Here is a 14,970-nt window from a genome sequence, read left to right on the forward strand (position 1 = left end):
ACACGACTTTTTCACCGGCGGACCATCGCCGGCCACGTCGCGGACGAGTCGGCGGGCAATCGAAAAGGCGGGCGTTGCCGCGAGGGTAGGCTCGACAGCGAACCGGTGCGCTCTCGGACACCGGGATTCGACATGTGGGAAGGAGCCCTGACTCAGGGTGAGCACCAAGCCGACCACCACTGACCTCGAGTGGACCGAATTGGACCGGCGGGCAGTCGATACCGTCCGCGTCCTGGCCATGGATTCCGTACAGAAGGTCGGCAACGGCCATCCCGGTACGGCCATGAGCCTGGCGCCCGCCGCGTACGTGCTGTTCCAGAAGCTCCTGCGGCACGACCCCGCCGACGCGCAGTGGACCGGCCGCGACCGGTTCATCCTCTCGGCGGGCCACTCCTCCCTCACTCTCTACATCCAGCTCTACCTGGCCGGTTACGGCCTGGAGCTGAACGACCTGGAGAGCTTCCGCACCTGGGGTTCGAAGACCCCGGGCCACCCGGAGTACGGGCACACCGTCGGCGTCGAGACCACCACGGGCCCGCTGGGCCAGGGTGTGGCGAACGCCGTGGGCATGGCGATGGCCTCGCGGTACGAGCGCGGTATGTACGACCCGGACGCCGCGCCCGGCACGTCCCCCTTCGACCACACCATCTGGTCGATCGCCGGCGACGGCTGCCTCCAGGAGGGTGTCTCGGCCGAGGCGTCCTCGCTGGCCGGCCACCAGAAGCTGGGCAATCTCGTCCTGCTGTGGGACGACAACCACATCTCGATCGAGGGCGACACGGAGACGGCCGTCTCCGAGGACACCGTGAAGCGGTACGAGGCGTACGGCTGGCACGTCCAGCGCGTCGACCCCCTGCCGAGCGGCGACCTCGACCCGGCCGGTCTGTACGAGGCGCTCAAGGCCGCGAAGGCCGAGACCGAGCGCCCGTCCTTCATCGCGGCGCGCTCGATCATCGCGTGGCCGGCCCCGCACGCGCAGAACACCGGCGCGGCGCACGGCTCGGCGCTCGGCGCCGACGAGGTCGCCGCGACCAAGAAGGTCCTGGGCTTCGACCCGGACAAGTCCTTCGACGTCGCCGACGAGGTGCTCGCGCACACGCGTGAGGCGCTCGACCGCGGCCGTGAGGTGCGCGCCGACTGGGAGAAGACCTTCGCCGCGTGGCGTACGGCCAACCCGGAGCGCGCCGCGACCTTCGACCGGGTCCGCGCCGGCGAGCTGCCCGAGGGCTGGGAGGACAAGGTCCCCGCGTTCGAGACGGGCAAGTCCCTCGCGACGCGCGCGGCCTCCGGCAAGGTGCTCGAAGCACTCGGCCCGGTCATCCCCGAGCTGTGGGGCGGCTCCGCCGACCTCGCGGGATCGAACAACACCACGATCGACAAGACGTCGTCGTTCCTCCCGGCGGGCAACCCCCTCCCGGGCGCCGACCCCTACGGCCGCACGGTGCACTACGGCATCCGTGAGCACGCCATGGGCTCGACGATGAACGGCATCTCGCTGCACGGCAACACCCGTATCTACGGCGGCACCTTCCTGGTGTTCTCCGACTACATGCGCGCGTCCGTACGGCTCGCGGCGCTGATGCAGGTGCCCGTGACGTACGTCTGGACGCACGACTCGATCGGCCTCGGCGAGGACGGCCCGACGCACCAGCCGGTCGAGCACCTCTCCGTGCTGCGCGCGATCCCCGGACTGAACATCGTCCGCCCCGCCGACGCCAACGAGACGGCGATCGCCTGGCGCGAGATCCTCAAGCGGCACCCCAAGCGCTCGCCGCACGGTATGGCGCTGACGCGCCAGGGTGTGCCGACGTACGAGGCCAACGAGGACGCCGCGCGCGGTGGTTACGTGCTGTTCGAGGCCGAGGGCGGCGCCCCGCAGGTCGTACTGATCGGTACGGGCTCCGAGGTGCAGCTCGCCGTCGAGGCGCGCGAGCAGCTCCAGGCCGAGGGCATCGCGACCCGTGTCGTGTCGATGCCGTCCGTGGAGTGGTTCGAGGAGCAGGACCAGGAGTACCGGGATTCCGTGCTGCCGCCGTCCGTGAAGGCGCGCGTGGCGGTCGAGGCCGGGATCGCGCTCACCTGGTACCGCTTCGTGGGTGAGGCGGGACGCATCGTCTCGCTGGAGCACTTCGGCGCCTCCGCCGATGCCAAGATCCTGTTCCGCGAGTTCGGCTTCACCGCCGAAGCGGTGGCCTCCGCCGCCCGGGAATCTCTCGAAGCCGCAGCGCGCTGACGTCTTTATACGAACTGTAGGAGATGCAAACCTCATGACAGACGCACTCAAGCGCCTCTCCGACGAAGGCGTCGCGATCTGGCTCGACGACCTGTCACGCAAGCGGATCACGTCCGGCAACCTCGCCGAACTGATCGACCAGCAGCACGTGGTGGGTGTCACCACCAACCCGTCGATCTTCCAGAAGGCGATCTCGGCGGGCGACGGCTACGAGACACAGCTCACCGAGCTGGCGGCCCGCAGGGTCACCGTCGAAGAAGCCGTCCGCATGATCACGACGTCCGACGTGCGTGACGCGGCGGACATCCTGCGCCCCGTCTTCGACGCGACCGACGGCCAGGACGGCCGGGTCTCGATCGAGGTCGACCCGCGACTGGCGCACAACACCCTGGCGACCACCGCCGAGGCCAAGCAGCTCGCCTGGCTGGTGGACCGCCCGAACACGCTCATCAAGATCCCGGCGACCGAGGCGGGGCTGCCCGCGATCACCGAGACCATCGGCCGGGGCATCAGCGTCAACGTCACGCTGATCTTCTCGCTGGAGCGCTACCGCAAGGTCATGGACGCCTACCTGGCGGGTCTGGAGAAGGCGAAGGCCGCCGGCCTGGACCTCTCGAAGATCCACTCGGTGGCGTCCTTCTTCGTGTCCCGGGTGGACACCGAGATCGACAAGCGGCTCGACGCGCTGGGCACCGAAGCGGCGAAGGCCGCGCGCGGCAAGGCCGCCGTGGCGAACGCCCGGCTCGCCTACGAGGCGTACGAGGAGGTCTTCTCGTCCGACCGCTGGGCCCCGCTGGACCGTGCGCAGGCCAACAAGCAGCGTCCGCTGTGGGCCTCGACCGGCGTGAAGGACCCGGCGTACAAGGACACGATGTACGTGACCGACCTGGTGGCGCCGAACACGGTGAACACCATGCCGGAGGCCACGCTGGACGCGACCGCCGACCACGGTGAGATCACCGGCGACGCGGTGCGCGGTACGTACGACCAGGCGCGCGCCGACATCGAGGCCGTCGAGAAGCTGGGGATCTCCTACGACGAGGTCGTCCAGCTCCTCGAGGACGAGGGTGTCGAGAAGTTCGCCGCCTCCTGGACCGATCTGCTCAAGTCGACCGAGGCGGAGCTCAAGCGCCTCGCCCCTTCGGAGGGCTGAAACCTTGACCGCAACCCACGGAGCGAATCCGCTCCGTGACGCCGCGGACCGACGGCTCCCGCGTATCGCGGGACCGTCGGGTCTCGTGATCTTCGGCGTTACGGGCGATTTGTCCCGCAAAAAGCTGATGCCTGCGATCTATGACCTGGCCAACCGTGGTCTGCTGCCGCCGGGCTTCTCGCTCATCGGTTTCGCGCGCCGCGAGTGGCAGGACGAGGACTTCGCGCAGGAGGTGCACGACGCCGTCAAGGAGCACGCGCGTACACCGTTCCGCGAGGAGGTGTGGCAGCAGCTCATCCAGGGGATGCGCTTCGTCCAGGGCACCTTCGACGACGACCAGGCGTTCGAGAACCTCAAGGCCACGATCGAGGACCTCGACAAGAAGCAGGGGACGGGCGGCAACTTCGCCTTCTACCTCTCCGTACCGCCGAAGTTCTTCCCCAAGGTCGTCCAGCAGCTCAAGAAGCACGGGCTCGCCGACCAGAAGGAAGGCTCCTGGCGCCGCGCGGTCATCGAGAAGCCCTTCGGCCACGACCTGGTCTCCGCGAAGGAGCTCAACAAGGTCGTCCACGAGGTCTTCCCGTCGCACGAGGTCTTCAGGATCGACCACTACCTGGGCAAGGAGACCGTCCAGAACATCCTGGCGCTCCGGTTCGCCAACACCCTCTTCGAGCCGATCTGGAACAGGTCGTACGTCGACCACATCCAGATCACCATGGCCGAGGACATCGGCATCGGCGGCCGGGCCGGGTACTACGACGGCATCGGCGCAGCCCGTGACGTCATCCAGAACCACCTGCTCCAGTTGATGGCGCTGACCGCGATGGAGGAGCCCGCCTCCTTCGACGCGGACGCGCTGGCCGCCGAGAAGACCAAGGTGCTGGGCGCCGTACGGCTGCCGAAGGACCTCGGCGCCGACACGGTGCGCGGGCAGTACGCGGATGGCTGGCAGGGCGGCGAGAAGGCCGTCGGCTACCTCCACGAGGACGGCATCGACCCCAAGTCGAAGACGGACACGTACGCCGCGGTGAAGCTGGAGATCGACAACCGCCGCTGGGCGGGCGTGCCGTTCTACCTCCGTACCGGCAAGCGCCTCGGCCGCCGGGTCACCGAGATCGCGGTCGTCTTCCAGCGCGCGCCGCACTCCCCCTTCGACCACACGGCCACGGAGGAGCTGGGGCAGAACGCCCTGGTCATCCGCGTCCAGCCGGACGAGGGCGTGACCATGCGCTTCGGCTCGAAGGTGCCGGGCACCTCGATGGAGGTGCGGGACGTCTCGATGGACTTCGCCTACGGCGAGTCCTTCACCGAGTCCAGCCCCGAGGCGTACGAGCGGCTCATTCTCGATGTGCTGCTCGGCGACTCGAACCTCTTCCCCCGTACCGAGGAGGTCGAGCGCTCCTGGAGCATCCTCGACCCGATCGAGCAGTACTGGGACAAGCACGGCAAGCCCGCGCAGTACGAGTCCGGGACCTGGGGTCCTGCCGAGGCGGACGAAATGCTCGCACGAGACGGACGGAGCTGGCGTCGGCCATGAAGATCGACCTAACGGACACCACGTCCAGCAAGATCAACAAGGCGCTGGTGCAGGGGCGCAGGGCGATCGGCACTCCCGCCGTCGGCATGGTCCTCACGCTGGTCATCGTCACCGACGAGGAGAACGCGTACGACGCGCTCAAGGCCGCCAACGACGCGTCCCGTGAGCACCCGTCGCGCAAGCTGGTCGTCGTCAAGCGGGTCTCCCGCTCGGCGCGCGACCGCGCGAAGGCGCGCCTCGACGCCGAGGTCCGCCTCGGCGTCGAGGCCGGCACCGGCGAGACGGTCGTCCTGCGGCTGTACGGCGAGGTCATCGACCACGCCCAGTCGGTCGTACTGCCGCTGCTGCTGCCCGACGCGCCCGTCGTCGTGTGGTGGGCGGTCAACGCGCCGGTCAACCCGGCGAAGGACCCGCTCGGCACGCTCGCGCAGCGGCGCGTGACGGACACGTACGCCGCTGAGCACCCCATCGAGGAGCTCAAGGCGCGCGCCTCCGTCTACACACCGGGCGACACGGATCTGGCGTGGAGCCGGATCACCCCATGGCGCTCGATGCTGGCGGCGGCGCTGGACCAGGTCGACTGCGACGTCACCTCGGTGGAGGTGGCGGGCGAGGAGCACAACGCGAGCGTCGAGCTGCTCGCCATGTGGCTCGCGAACCGGCTGAAGGTACCGGTCAAGCGCGCCGTCTCCTCCGGCCCCGGCCTCACGGCCGTACGGATGGAGTCCACGTGCGGTCCGATCGTCCTGGACCGCGCCGACGGCACGCTGGCGACGCTCTGCATCGAGGGCCAGCCGGACCGGGCGGTGGCGCTCAAGCGGCGCGAGACCTCCGAGCTGATCGCGGAGGAGCTGCGCAGGCTGGACCCGGACGAGACGTACGCCGCGGCGCTGAAGTTCGGCATGGAGCGGCTCGAGGACGGGTCGGGCAAGGCCGCGTCAGGCGGCTCCGACAAGGCGACCGGCGAGGCGGCGAAGAAGGCCGCGGCTCCGGCCAAGAAGGCGGCGGCGAAGTGAGTGTCCCTCAGCTCGTCGTCCACCGGGACAAGGAGCTGATGGCACAGGCCACGGCGGCCAGGCTGATCACGAGGATCGTGGACGCCCAGGCCTCCCGTGGCTCCGCCTCCGTCGTCCTCACGGGCGGGCGCAACGGCAACGGCCTGCTGGCCGCGCTGTCGTCGGCGCCCGCGCGGGACGCGATCGACTGGTCGCGGCTCGACCTGTGGTGGGGTGACGAGCGCTTCCTGCCCGAGGGTGACCCGGAGCGCAATGTCACCCAGGCGCGTGAGGCGCTGCTCGACTCGGTGCCGCTGGACCCGTCGCGGGTGCACGCGATGCCGGCGTCGGACGGCCCGTACGGCAGTGATGTGGAGGCGGCGGCAGCCGCGTACGCGACGGAACTCGTCGCGGCCGCGCGGCCGGAGGACCACGCCTCGGTGCCGTCCTTCGACGTGCTGATGCTGGGCGTCGGCCCGGACACGCATGTCGCTTCGCTCTTCCCCGAGCTGCCGGGCGTCCGGGAGACCGAGCGCTCGGTGGTGGCCGTACGCGGGGCGCCCAAGCCCCCGCCGCTGCGTATCTCGCTGACGCTGCCCGCCATCCGCGCCGCGCACGAGGTGTGGCTGCTCGCCGCGGGCGAGGACAAGGCGGAGGCGGCGGAGATCGCGCTGTCGGGCGCGGGCGAGATCCAGGCTCCGGCGGCGGGCGCGTACGGCAGGAGCCGTACGCTCTGGCTGCTGGACGCAGCAGCGGCGTCGAAGCTGCCGCGCGGGCTGTACCCGCCGGCGTCGGCCTGACCGTCGGCCTGACGCCGCTGTTGACGCTCGTCGCCCACGTGGCCCGGGCCGCCTCTCGGGGCGGACCGGGCCACGGGCGTATACAGGACGTCGGACCGTCGGCGGGTCCCGGCGGATCAGTGGGTCTGCGCGATCAGACCGTCCGGCTGGATGGCGGGCAGCGCGGCGCGCGGCTTCGGCAGCATGGCCTTGTCCAGGTGCTGCTTGCCGTTGGCGTCCAGCCCGTACATCGCCTCGTAGATCTTGCGGACGGCGGGTCCTGAGGCGCCGGAGCCGGTGCCGCCCTGGGAGATCGTCATGACGATCGTGTAGTCCTTGGTGTACGAGGCGAACCACGAGGTCGTCTGCTTGCCGTGGACCTCGGCCGTACCCGTCTTGGCGTGCATCGGGATCTTGTCCTGGGGCCAGTTCAGGAAGCGCCACGCCGCCGAACCCCGGGTCGCGACGGCGGCGAGGGCCGCGTCGATGTTGTTGCGGGTGGTCTTGTTCATCGGCAGCTTGCCGTGCGACTTCGGCTTGATCTCCGAGACGTGCTTGCCGTCGGCGCTGACGATGGCCTTGCCGATCGTCGGGTCGTACAGCGTGCCGCCGTTGGATATCGCGGAGTAGATGTCGGCCATCTGGACCGGGGTGACGAGTGTGTCGCCCTGCCCGATCGAGTAGTTGATGGCGTCGCCCTCACGCATCTGGTCGCCGTCGCGGCAGTTCTCGTACTCGAGCTTCTGGACGAAGCTGCCGTTCTTCTTGCCGCTCTTGCACCAGGCGTCCTTGTTCGCCTCGAAGAAGTCCTTCTTCCACTGGCGGTCGGGAACGCGGCCCGAGACCTCGTTGGGCAGGTCGATCCCGGTGGGCTTGCCGAGGCCGAACTTGTGGGCGGTGGTGAAGAACGCGTCCTTGGGGTGCTTCTTCGGGTCGATCCCGCCGTCCTTGTTCCACTCCTTGTCGGCGATGCCGTAGAACACGGTGTCGCAGGAGACTTCGAGGGCCTTGCCGAGGGTGATGTCGCCGTAGCCCTCGGACTCGTAGTTCTGGAAGGTCTGGCTGCCGACGGAGTACGAACTGGGGCAGGGATAGCTGCCGTTGAACTCGTACCCGGCGTTGACCGCGGCCGTCGATGAGACCACCTTGAAGATCGAGCCGGGCGCCGCCTGGCTCTGGATGGCGCGGTTCAGCAGCGGATAGTCGGAACTCTTCGCCGTGAGCTTCTCGTAGTCCTTGGCGGAGATCCCGCCGACCCAGGAGTTGGGGTCGTACGTCGGCTGCGAGGCCATCGCGACCACGCGGCCCGTCTTCGCCTCCATGACGACGACGGAACCCGAGTCAGCCTTGTACTTCACGTGCGTGACCGGGTCGATCTGCGTGCGCGCTTCCTTCATCGCGTCGTTCAACTCGCGCTCGGCGACGCCCTGGACGCGCGCGTCGATGGACGTCACGATGTTCGAACCCGGCTGCGCCTTGTCCTTGGCGGTCTGGCCGATGACCCGGCCGAGGTTGTCCACCTCGTACCGCGTGACGCCGGCCTTGCCGCGCAACTGCTCGTCGTACGTACGCTCAAGCCCGGAGCGGCCGACCTGGTCGGAGCTGAGATAGGGCGAGTCGGTGTTCTTGGCCTTGTTGACCTCGTCGTCCGTCACGGGCGAGAGGTAACCGAGCACCTGCGCGGTGGACGCCTTCGAGGGCGCCGGATAGCGGCGTACGGCGGTGGGCTCGGCGGTGATGCCGGGGAAGTCCTCGGAACTCTCGCGGATCTGGAGGGCCTGCTGGGTGGTCGCCTTGTCGGTGACCAGGATCGGCTGGTACGGGGAGCCGTTCCAGCAGGGCTTCGGGGTCTTCGCGTCGCAGAGCCGGACCTTGTCGATGACCTCCTGCGGCTTCATACCGAGCACACCGGCGACCCGGGTGAGGACGGCCTTGCCGTCGTCCGCCATGGTCAGGAGCTTGGTACGGGAGGCGGTGACGACGAGCCGCGTCTCGTTGTCGGCGAGCGGCACACCCCGGTCGTCGAGGATCGACCCGCGTACGGCGGGCTGGACGACCTGCTGGACGTGGTTGTTCTTGGCCTCGGCCGTGTACTCCTGACCGTTGCGGACCTGGAGGTACCAGAGACGGCCGCCCAGGGTGAGGAGGAGGGCGAAGACGAGGATCTGGATGAGGACCAGCCGGAACTGCACCCGAGAGGTGCGGCCGGTCTCGGGTATGTTGCTCAACTTTTGTCCCCCTGGGACGTCTGATCCGCCGGCGCGTTCACGCAGCACACACCACTACTGCCGGCCCCCGACCAAGGGAGCGGCCACGCCTGCAAGTTACCGCACACGACTGTGCGGCAAAGGGGGCAGGCCCCACCCCTGCCGGGCCACGATACGACCGCACGCCGGCTCTGACGAACCGGCCCGGGGGCGGGCTGGGAAGCCGAGCGCCAGGAACAGCGAGGAGAAGGCCCGGGGGCCCCGGTGTTGCTCCAGCCAGTCGCACAGGCCGGGCTCCCCGCACGCAGCCGGAGACACGACAGCGCCCCGGCTCGTCGGGGCCGGGGCGGGGCGGCACCGCGCGTCGGGCACGACCGTTGGGCTTGGCCTCCTCGGCGGACGGCGCCCGCCTCCCGGTCGGGGAGGCGCGACGCCGAACGCTCGGTCTCAGGCGTCCCGCAGGACCAGTGACAGCAGGCCCGGGAAGCGTGCCTCGAATTCGGGGCGGCGTAGGCGGTTGACGCGTTTGGGGCCCTTGTCGCGCTGTTCCAGCAGGCCCGCCGTGCGCAGTACCGCGAAGTGGTGGCTCAGGCCCGCCTTGCCCACCGGGACGTTGAAGGTGCCACAGGCGCGCTCCCAGTCGTCCGCGCTCGCGAGTTCGCGTACGAGCTGGAGCCGGACGGGGTCCGCGAGCGCGGCCAGGGCCGTCTGGATCGGTACGTCGGCGGGGTCGGTGTGCTCGGGTTCTGCCCGATGGCCCATCTCGGTTCCTCCCGGAGCCACTTGCGGAGTGTTCGATGAAATCCGTACACTCGCGGTGTTCGCTTCTTGTTGAACAGTCTACCCAGGGGGAACAGCTATGCGCGCAGTCCAGTTCGAGCAGTACGGCGGACCCGAGGTCCTCCAGGTGTCCCAGGTCCCCGTGCCGGAGCCGGGTACGGGTGAGGTGACCATCGACGTCGCCTACGCCGGCGTCAACTTCGCCGACACCAAGGCCCGCGCCGTCGGCTACCGGGTCCCCGCCCTGCCCTTCGGCCCCGGCCTTGAGGTCTCCGGCCGGATACGGGCCGTCGGTGCCGGCGTCGAGGGTCTGCGTCCCGGCCAGCAGGTCGCCGCCCTCACCCCGCACAGCGGTTATGCCGAGGTGGCCGTCGCCCCGGCCGCCACCGTTTTCGCGCTCCCCACGGGCGTCTCCCTGCGCACCGGCGCCACCCTGCCGACCGTCCTGCCCACCGTGCGGGCCCTCGTCCACGAGGTCGGCCGGCTGCGGGCCGGGGAGACCGTACTCGTCCAGGGCGCCGCGGGCGGCGTCGGCACCGTCGCGGGGCAGGTCGCCCGGCTCGGCGGCGCGAGCGCCGTCTACGGCGTCGTATCGCGGCCCGAGAAGGTCGATGAGGCGCTCAGGTACGGCTACGACGAGGTGTTCGTGGGCGACGGCTTCAGCGACGAGGTGCGGCGCGCGACCGGCGGCCGTGGTGTCGACCTCGCCCTCGACCCGGTGGGCGGCGACACCCTGCGCCGGAGCCTGGACGCCCTCGCACGCTTCGGCCGCCTCGTCTCCTTCGGCAACGCCGGCGGAGCCGCGCCCTGGCAATTCGGCCAGTCCGAGCTTTATCCGCGCGGGCTCTCGGTGGCCGGCTTCTCCATCCTCACCCTCGCCCAGGACGATCCCGACGCGCTGCGCGCCATCGCCGAGAAGTCCTTCCTGCTCACCGCGAGCGGCAAGGTCGACCTGCCGATCACCGCCGAGTTCCCCCTCGATCAGGCAGCCGAGGCCCACCGCCTGATGGACACCCGCACCACCGTCGGCAAACTGCTGCTGCGTGTCGCAGGCGAGTGACGGCGCGGCCCTCGGCACTGACGCCGTGGTCTCACGTCGGAATCATCCCCGAAATCGGGAGGAGCACCTGGTAGCACAGGGGGCTACGGTCACTTTATGAGCGTTCAGCCCGAGATCACCCAGCGCGACCTGCGTAGCCGTTCCAACGAGATCATGGACGCCGTCCAGGGCGGGCAGTCTTTCACCATCACTCGCGACGGGCACCGGATCGCCGAGCTGATCCCCTTGCGCAGGCGTCGGCGGTTCGTCCCGCGTTCGGAGTTCGCCGCCATGTCCCGCACCGCGTCGGATGTCTCCCTGGAGGCGTTCCGGGCCGACCAGGACGGCACGGCCGAGCAGGAGACAGACGACGCGCCAGGGCCGGTCCCAGTCACCCCCGGGGCCGTTCCGGCTCCAGGAACGGTGTCAGGAGGTCCGGGACCGCGGTGTCCGCGAAGGTGAGGCCCTCGCTCAGTCCCGCGTCCCGTACGTGGTACGCGCCCTCCCCCGCCGCCGTGGTCGCCGTCAGCGTCAGCACGCCAGCGCGCCGCTGGAAGTACGACTGCTTGACCGTCCAGCCGATCACCCCGCCGCGCTGGAGCGCGACCGTCGTACGGCGTACGGTCCCCGACCGGGTCACCAGATACGCGCCGCTGATGCCGTGCCCCAGATTGCGGTACGCGTCGAGCGCGAGCAGGAGGCCCACCGGCAGCGCGACCACCGCGTACCCCGCCGCGATGTAGAGCAGTACGTCGGTCAGCAGGAGCCCCAGGAGCGCGAGGAGCGCCGCCGGGACCAGTGCCGCCGCCAGTGCCCGGCGCAGTCTGCGGGCCCTGGCCACGCGCGGGTGGCGGGTCAGCACGGTCCTGGCCGTCGGGGACAGCGGTTCGCGCAGCACCCGCGCCGCCACCGCGTCGGCGAGCGCACGGGGCGCTGCGGGAAGCAGTGTCTTGTGGTCGGCGTGCTTGTCCTCGTCGTCGTGGGCGAGGCCGGTGGCCACCGCGTCCAGCCTGGCCGCGCCCAGCAGCCTGACGCCTATCGGCTCGACCAGCTCCACACCACGCAGCCGGCGCTCCTCGATCGAGACGGACCGGGAGGTGAGCAGTCCCCTGCGTACGCGGAGGGTGCCGCCCGCTTCCCGTTCGAGGCGGTAGTTCCACCACATCTCCGTCCACACGCCGAGCGCCCCCACGACGCCGGCGAGCCCGGCCACCGCCACCAGCGCCAGGATCGCCCAGACCAGCGGGGTGTCACGCAGCCGGTGCGCCACCCAGTCGATCACCTGCTCCTGGGCGCCGAACCAGTCGCTGATCTGGAGCAGACCGCCGGTCGTCGCGCCCGCGAGCAGCGGAGCGAGGAAGGACACGGGGGCGTAGAGCACCCAGCGGAGGTCGAGGGCGGCCAGCGTCCCTTCGCCGAAGGGCCCGGGCTCCGACGGTGTCCGGTCGAGCAGTTCCGTACGGAGCCGCTCGCCCTCGGCTCTCGACACCGGGTCCAGTTCGAGCGTGGACTCGTTGCCGCTGTGCTCCCCGGTGCCTATCCGGACCTTGACCAGGCCGAGGAGCCGGTGCAGCGGGTGGGCCGTGAGGTCGACGCTGCGGATCCGTTCGCGGGCCAGCGAACGGCGCTTGACCAGGAACAGTCCGGTGTGGAGTTCGGCGCGCTCCGGGCCGATGCGGTAGCGGGTGCGGCGCCAGCGTACGTAGTCCCCGCCCGTGGCGCACAGGACCAGCAGCGCGGTCCCGCCGAGCACCCAGGCCAGCGCTTTCCAGAGGCCGCCGCCGTCCGCCATGCCGACGGCGGTCGGCACACCCGCGCCGAGTGCGAAGCTCCCCGTCACCGCCGTGGTGGCGAGGAGGCTGCGCATGTCGAGCCGCCGCCAGGGCGCGACAGCCGGATCCATGGCCGAATCCACGGCCGGACCGGCAGCCGCCGCCCGTACGTCCTCCAGAGCCTCCCCCGGCGCCTCCGCCGGCGCCTCCGGGGCCTCGCTCATGTGGCGTCCCCCGGCGTGCCCTGCGTGATGTGCGTCAGCCGCTCGGCGAGCGCCGCGGCCGTCTCGTGGTCGAGCCCCGCGATGTGCAGCGCGCCCTTGGACGACGCGGTCGTGACGATCACCGTGGAGAGCCTGAAGAGCTGCTCCAGCGGGCCGCGCACGGTGTCCACGGTCTGGATCCGGGACATCGGCGCGATGCGCCACTCCTGCCGGAAGAAGCCCGTACGGACATAGACCGCCTGGTCCGTCACCTCCCACCGGTGTACCCCGAACCACCAGCGCGGCAGCAGCGCGGCGCAGGCCGCGCCGAGGACGGCGAGGACGACGGCGACGCCCAGCAGCCACGTACGCGCGGGGGTGATCAGCACCCCCAGCACGCACAGCACCGCCACCGGCGCCGCCGTCAGCAGCAGCCACTGCGCGCGCCACCAGCTCACGGCACGCGCGTCGAGCGTGTTGTTCGGGGGCCGCAGCCGCCGCACACCCGGAGCCCCTGTCGGCTCCGCCGCCGTCCCCGCCGCCGCCTCCATCCGCTCAGCGACCGCGCAGCGTGCGGTACTTGGCCACGAGCGCCGTCGTCGAACCGTCCAGCTCGTCCCCCGAGTCGTCCCCGGTCAGCACGGGCTCCAGCTTCTTCGCCAGGACCTTGCCCAGCTCGACACCCCACTGGTCGAAGGAGTCGATGTTCCAGACGGCCCCCTGGACGAACACCTTGTGCTCGTACAGCGCGATCAACTGGCCGAGTACGGACGGCGAAAGCTTCTCGGCGAGGATCGTGGTCGTCGGGTGGTTGCCCTTGAACGTCTTGTGCGGCACCAGTTCGGCCGGCACACCCTCGGCCGCGACCTCCTCCGGCCTCCTGCCGAAGGCGAGCGCCTGGGTCTGGGCGAAGAAGTTGGCCATCAGCAGGTCGTGCTGGTCGATCAGGCCGGGCAGCAGATCGGCGACCGGCCGGGCGAAGCCGATGAAGTCGGCGGGGATGACCTTCGTGCCCTGGTGGATCAACTGGTAGTACGCGTGCTGCCCGTTGGTGCCCGGCGTGCCCCAGACGACCGGCCCGGTCTGCCAGTCGACGGGGTTGCCGTCCCGGTCGACGGACTTGCCGTTCGACTCCATGTCGAGCTGCTGGAGGTAGGCGGTGAACTTCGACAGGTAGTGGCTGTACGGGAGAACCGCGTGCGACTGCGCGTCGAAGAACGAGCCGTACCAGACACCCAGCAGCCCCAGCAGCAGCGGCGCGTTGGACTCGGGAGGCGCGGTACGGAAGTGCTCGTCGACGAGGTGGAAGCCGTCGAGCATCTCGCGGAAGCGCTCGGGGCCGATCGCGATCATCAGCGAGAGGCCGATGGCCGAATCGTACGAGTAGCGCCCGCCGACCCAGTCCCAGAACTCGAACATGTTGGCCGTGTCGATGCCGAAGTCGGCGACCTTCTCGCCGTTGGTGGACAGCGCCACGAAGTGCTTGGCGACGGCGTCCTGGCCGGCGTGCAGCTCGCTCAGCAGCCAGTCGCGCGCCGAGGTCGCGTTGGTGATGGTCTCGACGGTGGTGAAGGTCTTGGACGCGATGACGAACAGCGTCTCGGCGGGGTCCAGGTCCCGGACCGCCTCGTGCAGGTCGGCTCCGTCGACGTTCGAGACGAACCGGACCGTGAGGCTCCGGTCGGTGAACGACTTGAGCGCCTCGTACGCCATGGCGGGGCCGAGGTCGGAGCCGCCGATGCCGATGTTGATCACGTTCTTGATGGGGCGGCCGGTGTGTCCGGTCCAGTCGCCCGACCTGACCCGGTAGGCGAAGGCGCTCATCTTGTCGAGGACGGCGTGGACCGCCGGTACGACGTTCTCCCCGTCGACCTCGATGACGGCGTCACGCGGGGCGCGCAGCGCGGTGTGCAGCACCGCGCGGTCCTCGGTGGTGTTGATCTTCTCGCCGCGGAACATGGCGTCCCGCAGCTCGGTGACCCCGGTGGCGGCGGCGAGGTCGCGCAGCAGCGCCAGTGTCTCGTCGTTCACCAGGTGCTTGGAGTAGTCCAGGTGCAGATCGCCCACCTGGAGGGTGTAGCTCGTGCCGCGCGCCGGATCGGCGGCGAACAGCTCCCGCAGATGGGTCTGGCCCCACTGCTCGCGGTGCTTGCCGAGCGCGGCCCACTCGGGCGTCCTGTTGAGCCTGGGACGGCTTCCTGCGTTCATTTCGGACATCAGCCCATTCGTCTCGTGCCTGCACGCGTGCCCTGCTGCACCTTCCAACCTAATT

The 14,970-nt window shown here is 70.1% G+C and carries 11 protein-coding genes and 1 pseudogene; 7 read left to right on the forward strand and 5 right to left on the reverse strand.

Translation table 11 applies throughout. The features are described from left to right. Positions 1–157 precede the first annotated feature (157 nt). The 5 genes from tkt to pgl are packed head-to-tail and all read left to right on the forward strand — an operon-like array spanning position 158 to position 6,718. On the forward strand, positions 158–2,233 hold the full coding sequence (tkt, locus tag QR77_RS07935; protein WP_040020559.1) for a transketolase: 2,076 nt from the start codon (positions 158–160) through the stop codon (positions 2,231–2,233). Positions 2,234–2,267: 34 nt separating this feature from the next. Next, entirely contained in the window at positions 2,268–3,386 is a 1,119-nt protein-coding gene (tal, locus tag QR77_RS07940) for a transaldolase (RefSeq protein ID WP_040020560.1), read from the forward strand. Between the two features lie 4 nt (positions 3,387–3,390). Beyond that, positions 3,391–4,923, forward strand: a complete 1,533-nt coding sequence (zwf, locus tag QR77_RS07945) for a glucose-6-phosphate dehydrogenase (protein ID WP_040020561.1) — start codon at positions 3,391–3,393, stop codon at positions 4,921–4,923. Further along, positions 4,920–5,939, forward strand: a complete 1,020-nt coding sequence (gene opcA, locus QR77_RS07950) for a glucose-6-phosphate dehydrogenase assembly protein OpcA (RefSeq protein ID WP_040020563.1) — start codon at positions 4,920–4,922, stop codon at positions 5,937–5,939. The genes zwf and opcA overlap by 4 nt, the downstream gene beginning before the upstream one ends. Further along, positions 5,936–6,718 (forward strand): 6-phosphogluconolactonase, encoded by a 783-nt coding sequence (pgl, locus tag QR77_RS07955; RefSeq protein ID WP_040020564.1) that lies wholly within the window; start codon positions 5,936–5,938, stop codon positions 6,716–6,718. Before opcA ends, pgl begins: the two co-directional genes overlap by 4 nt. Positions 6,719–6,849: 131 nt before the next feature. Here the strand turns inward: pgl and mrdA are convergent. Then, positions 6,850–8,925, reverse strand: a pseudogene (mrdA, locus tag QR77_RS07960) (penicillin-binding protein 2); the annotation flags it as partial. A gap of 426 nt (positions 8,926–9,351) precedes the next feature. Then, on the reverse strand, positions 9,352–9,666 hold the full coding sequence (locus tag QR77_RS07965) for a helix-turn-helix domain-containing protein (protein WP_040020566.1): 315 nt from the start codon (positions 9,664–9,666) through the stop codon (positions 9,352–9,354). Between the two features lie 97 nt (positions 9,667–9,763). On the opposite strand from QR77_RS07965, the gene QR77_RS07970 reads away from it, so the two are divergent. Next, entirely contained in the window at positions 9,764–10,744 is a 981-nt protein-coding gene (locus QR77_RS07970; protein ID WP_040020568.1) for a zinc-binding dehydrogenase, read from the forward strand. A gap of 96 nt (positions 10,745–10,840) precedes the next feature. Beyond that, a complete protein-coding gene (locus QR77_RS07975; protein ID WP_040020569.1) occupies positions 10,841–11,185 on the forward strand; it encodes a type II toxin-antitoxin system prevent-host-death family antitoxin in 345 nt (114 codons plus the stop codon). On the opposite strand, the gene QR77_RS07980 is transcribed toward QR77_RS07975, so the two are convergent. From QR77_RS07980 to pgi, 3 genes are all read right to left on the reverse strand, one after another. Then, entirely contained in the window at positions 11,115–12,626 is a 1,512-nt protein-coding gene (locus QR77_RS07980; RefSeq protein ID WP_040027507.1) for a PH domain-containing protein, read from the reverse strand. The genes QR77_RS07975 and QR77_RS07980 overlap by 71 nt on opposite strands. Positions 12,627–12,715: 89 nt before the next feature. Continuing rightward, a complete protein-coding gene (locus QR77_RS07985; protein WP_052488598.1) occupies positions 12,716–13,249 on the reverse strand; it encodes a PH domain-containing protein in 534 nt (177 codons plus the stop codon). A 4-nt stretch (positions 13,250–13,253) separates the two neighbouring features. Beyond that, positions 13,254–14,906 carry a glucose-6-phosphate isomerase gene (pgi, locus tag QR77_RS07990; RefSeq protein WP_040027511.1) on the reverse strand — a complete coding sequence of 551 codons (1,653 nt, stop codon included), beginning with the start codon at positions 14,904–14,906 and terminating at the stop codon, positions 13,254–13,256. Positions 14,907–14,970 lie beyond the last annotated feature (64 nt).

Source organism: Streptomyces sp. 150FB, assembly GCF_000818195.1.
Lineage (GTDB): Bacteria > Actinomycetota > Actinomycetes > Streptomycetales > Streptomycetaceae > Streptomyces.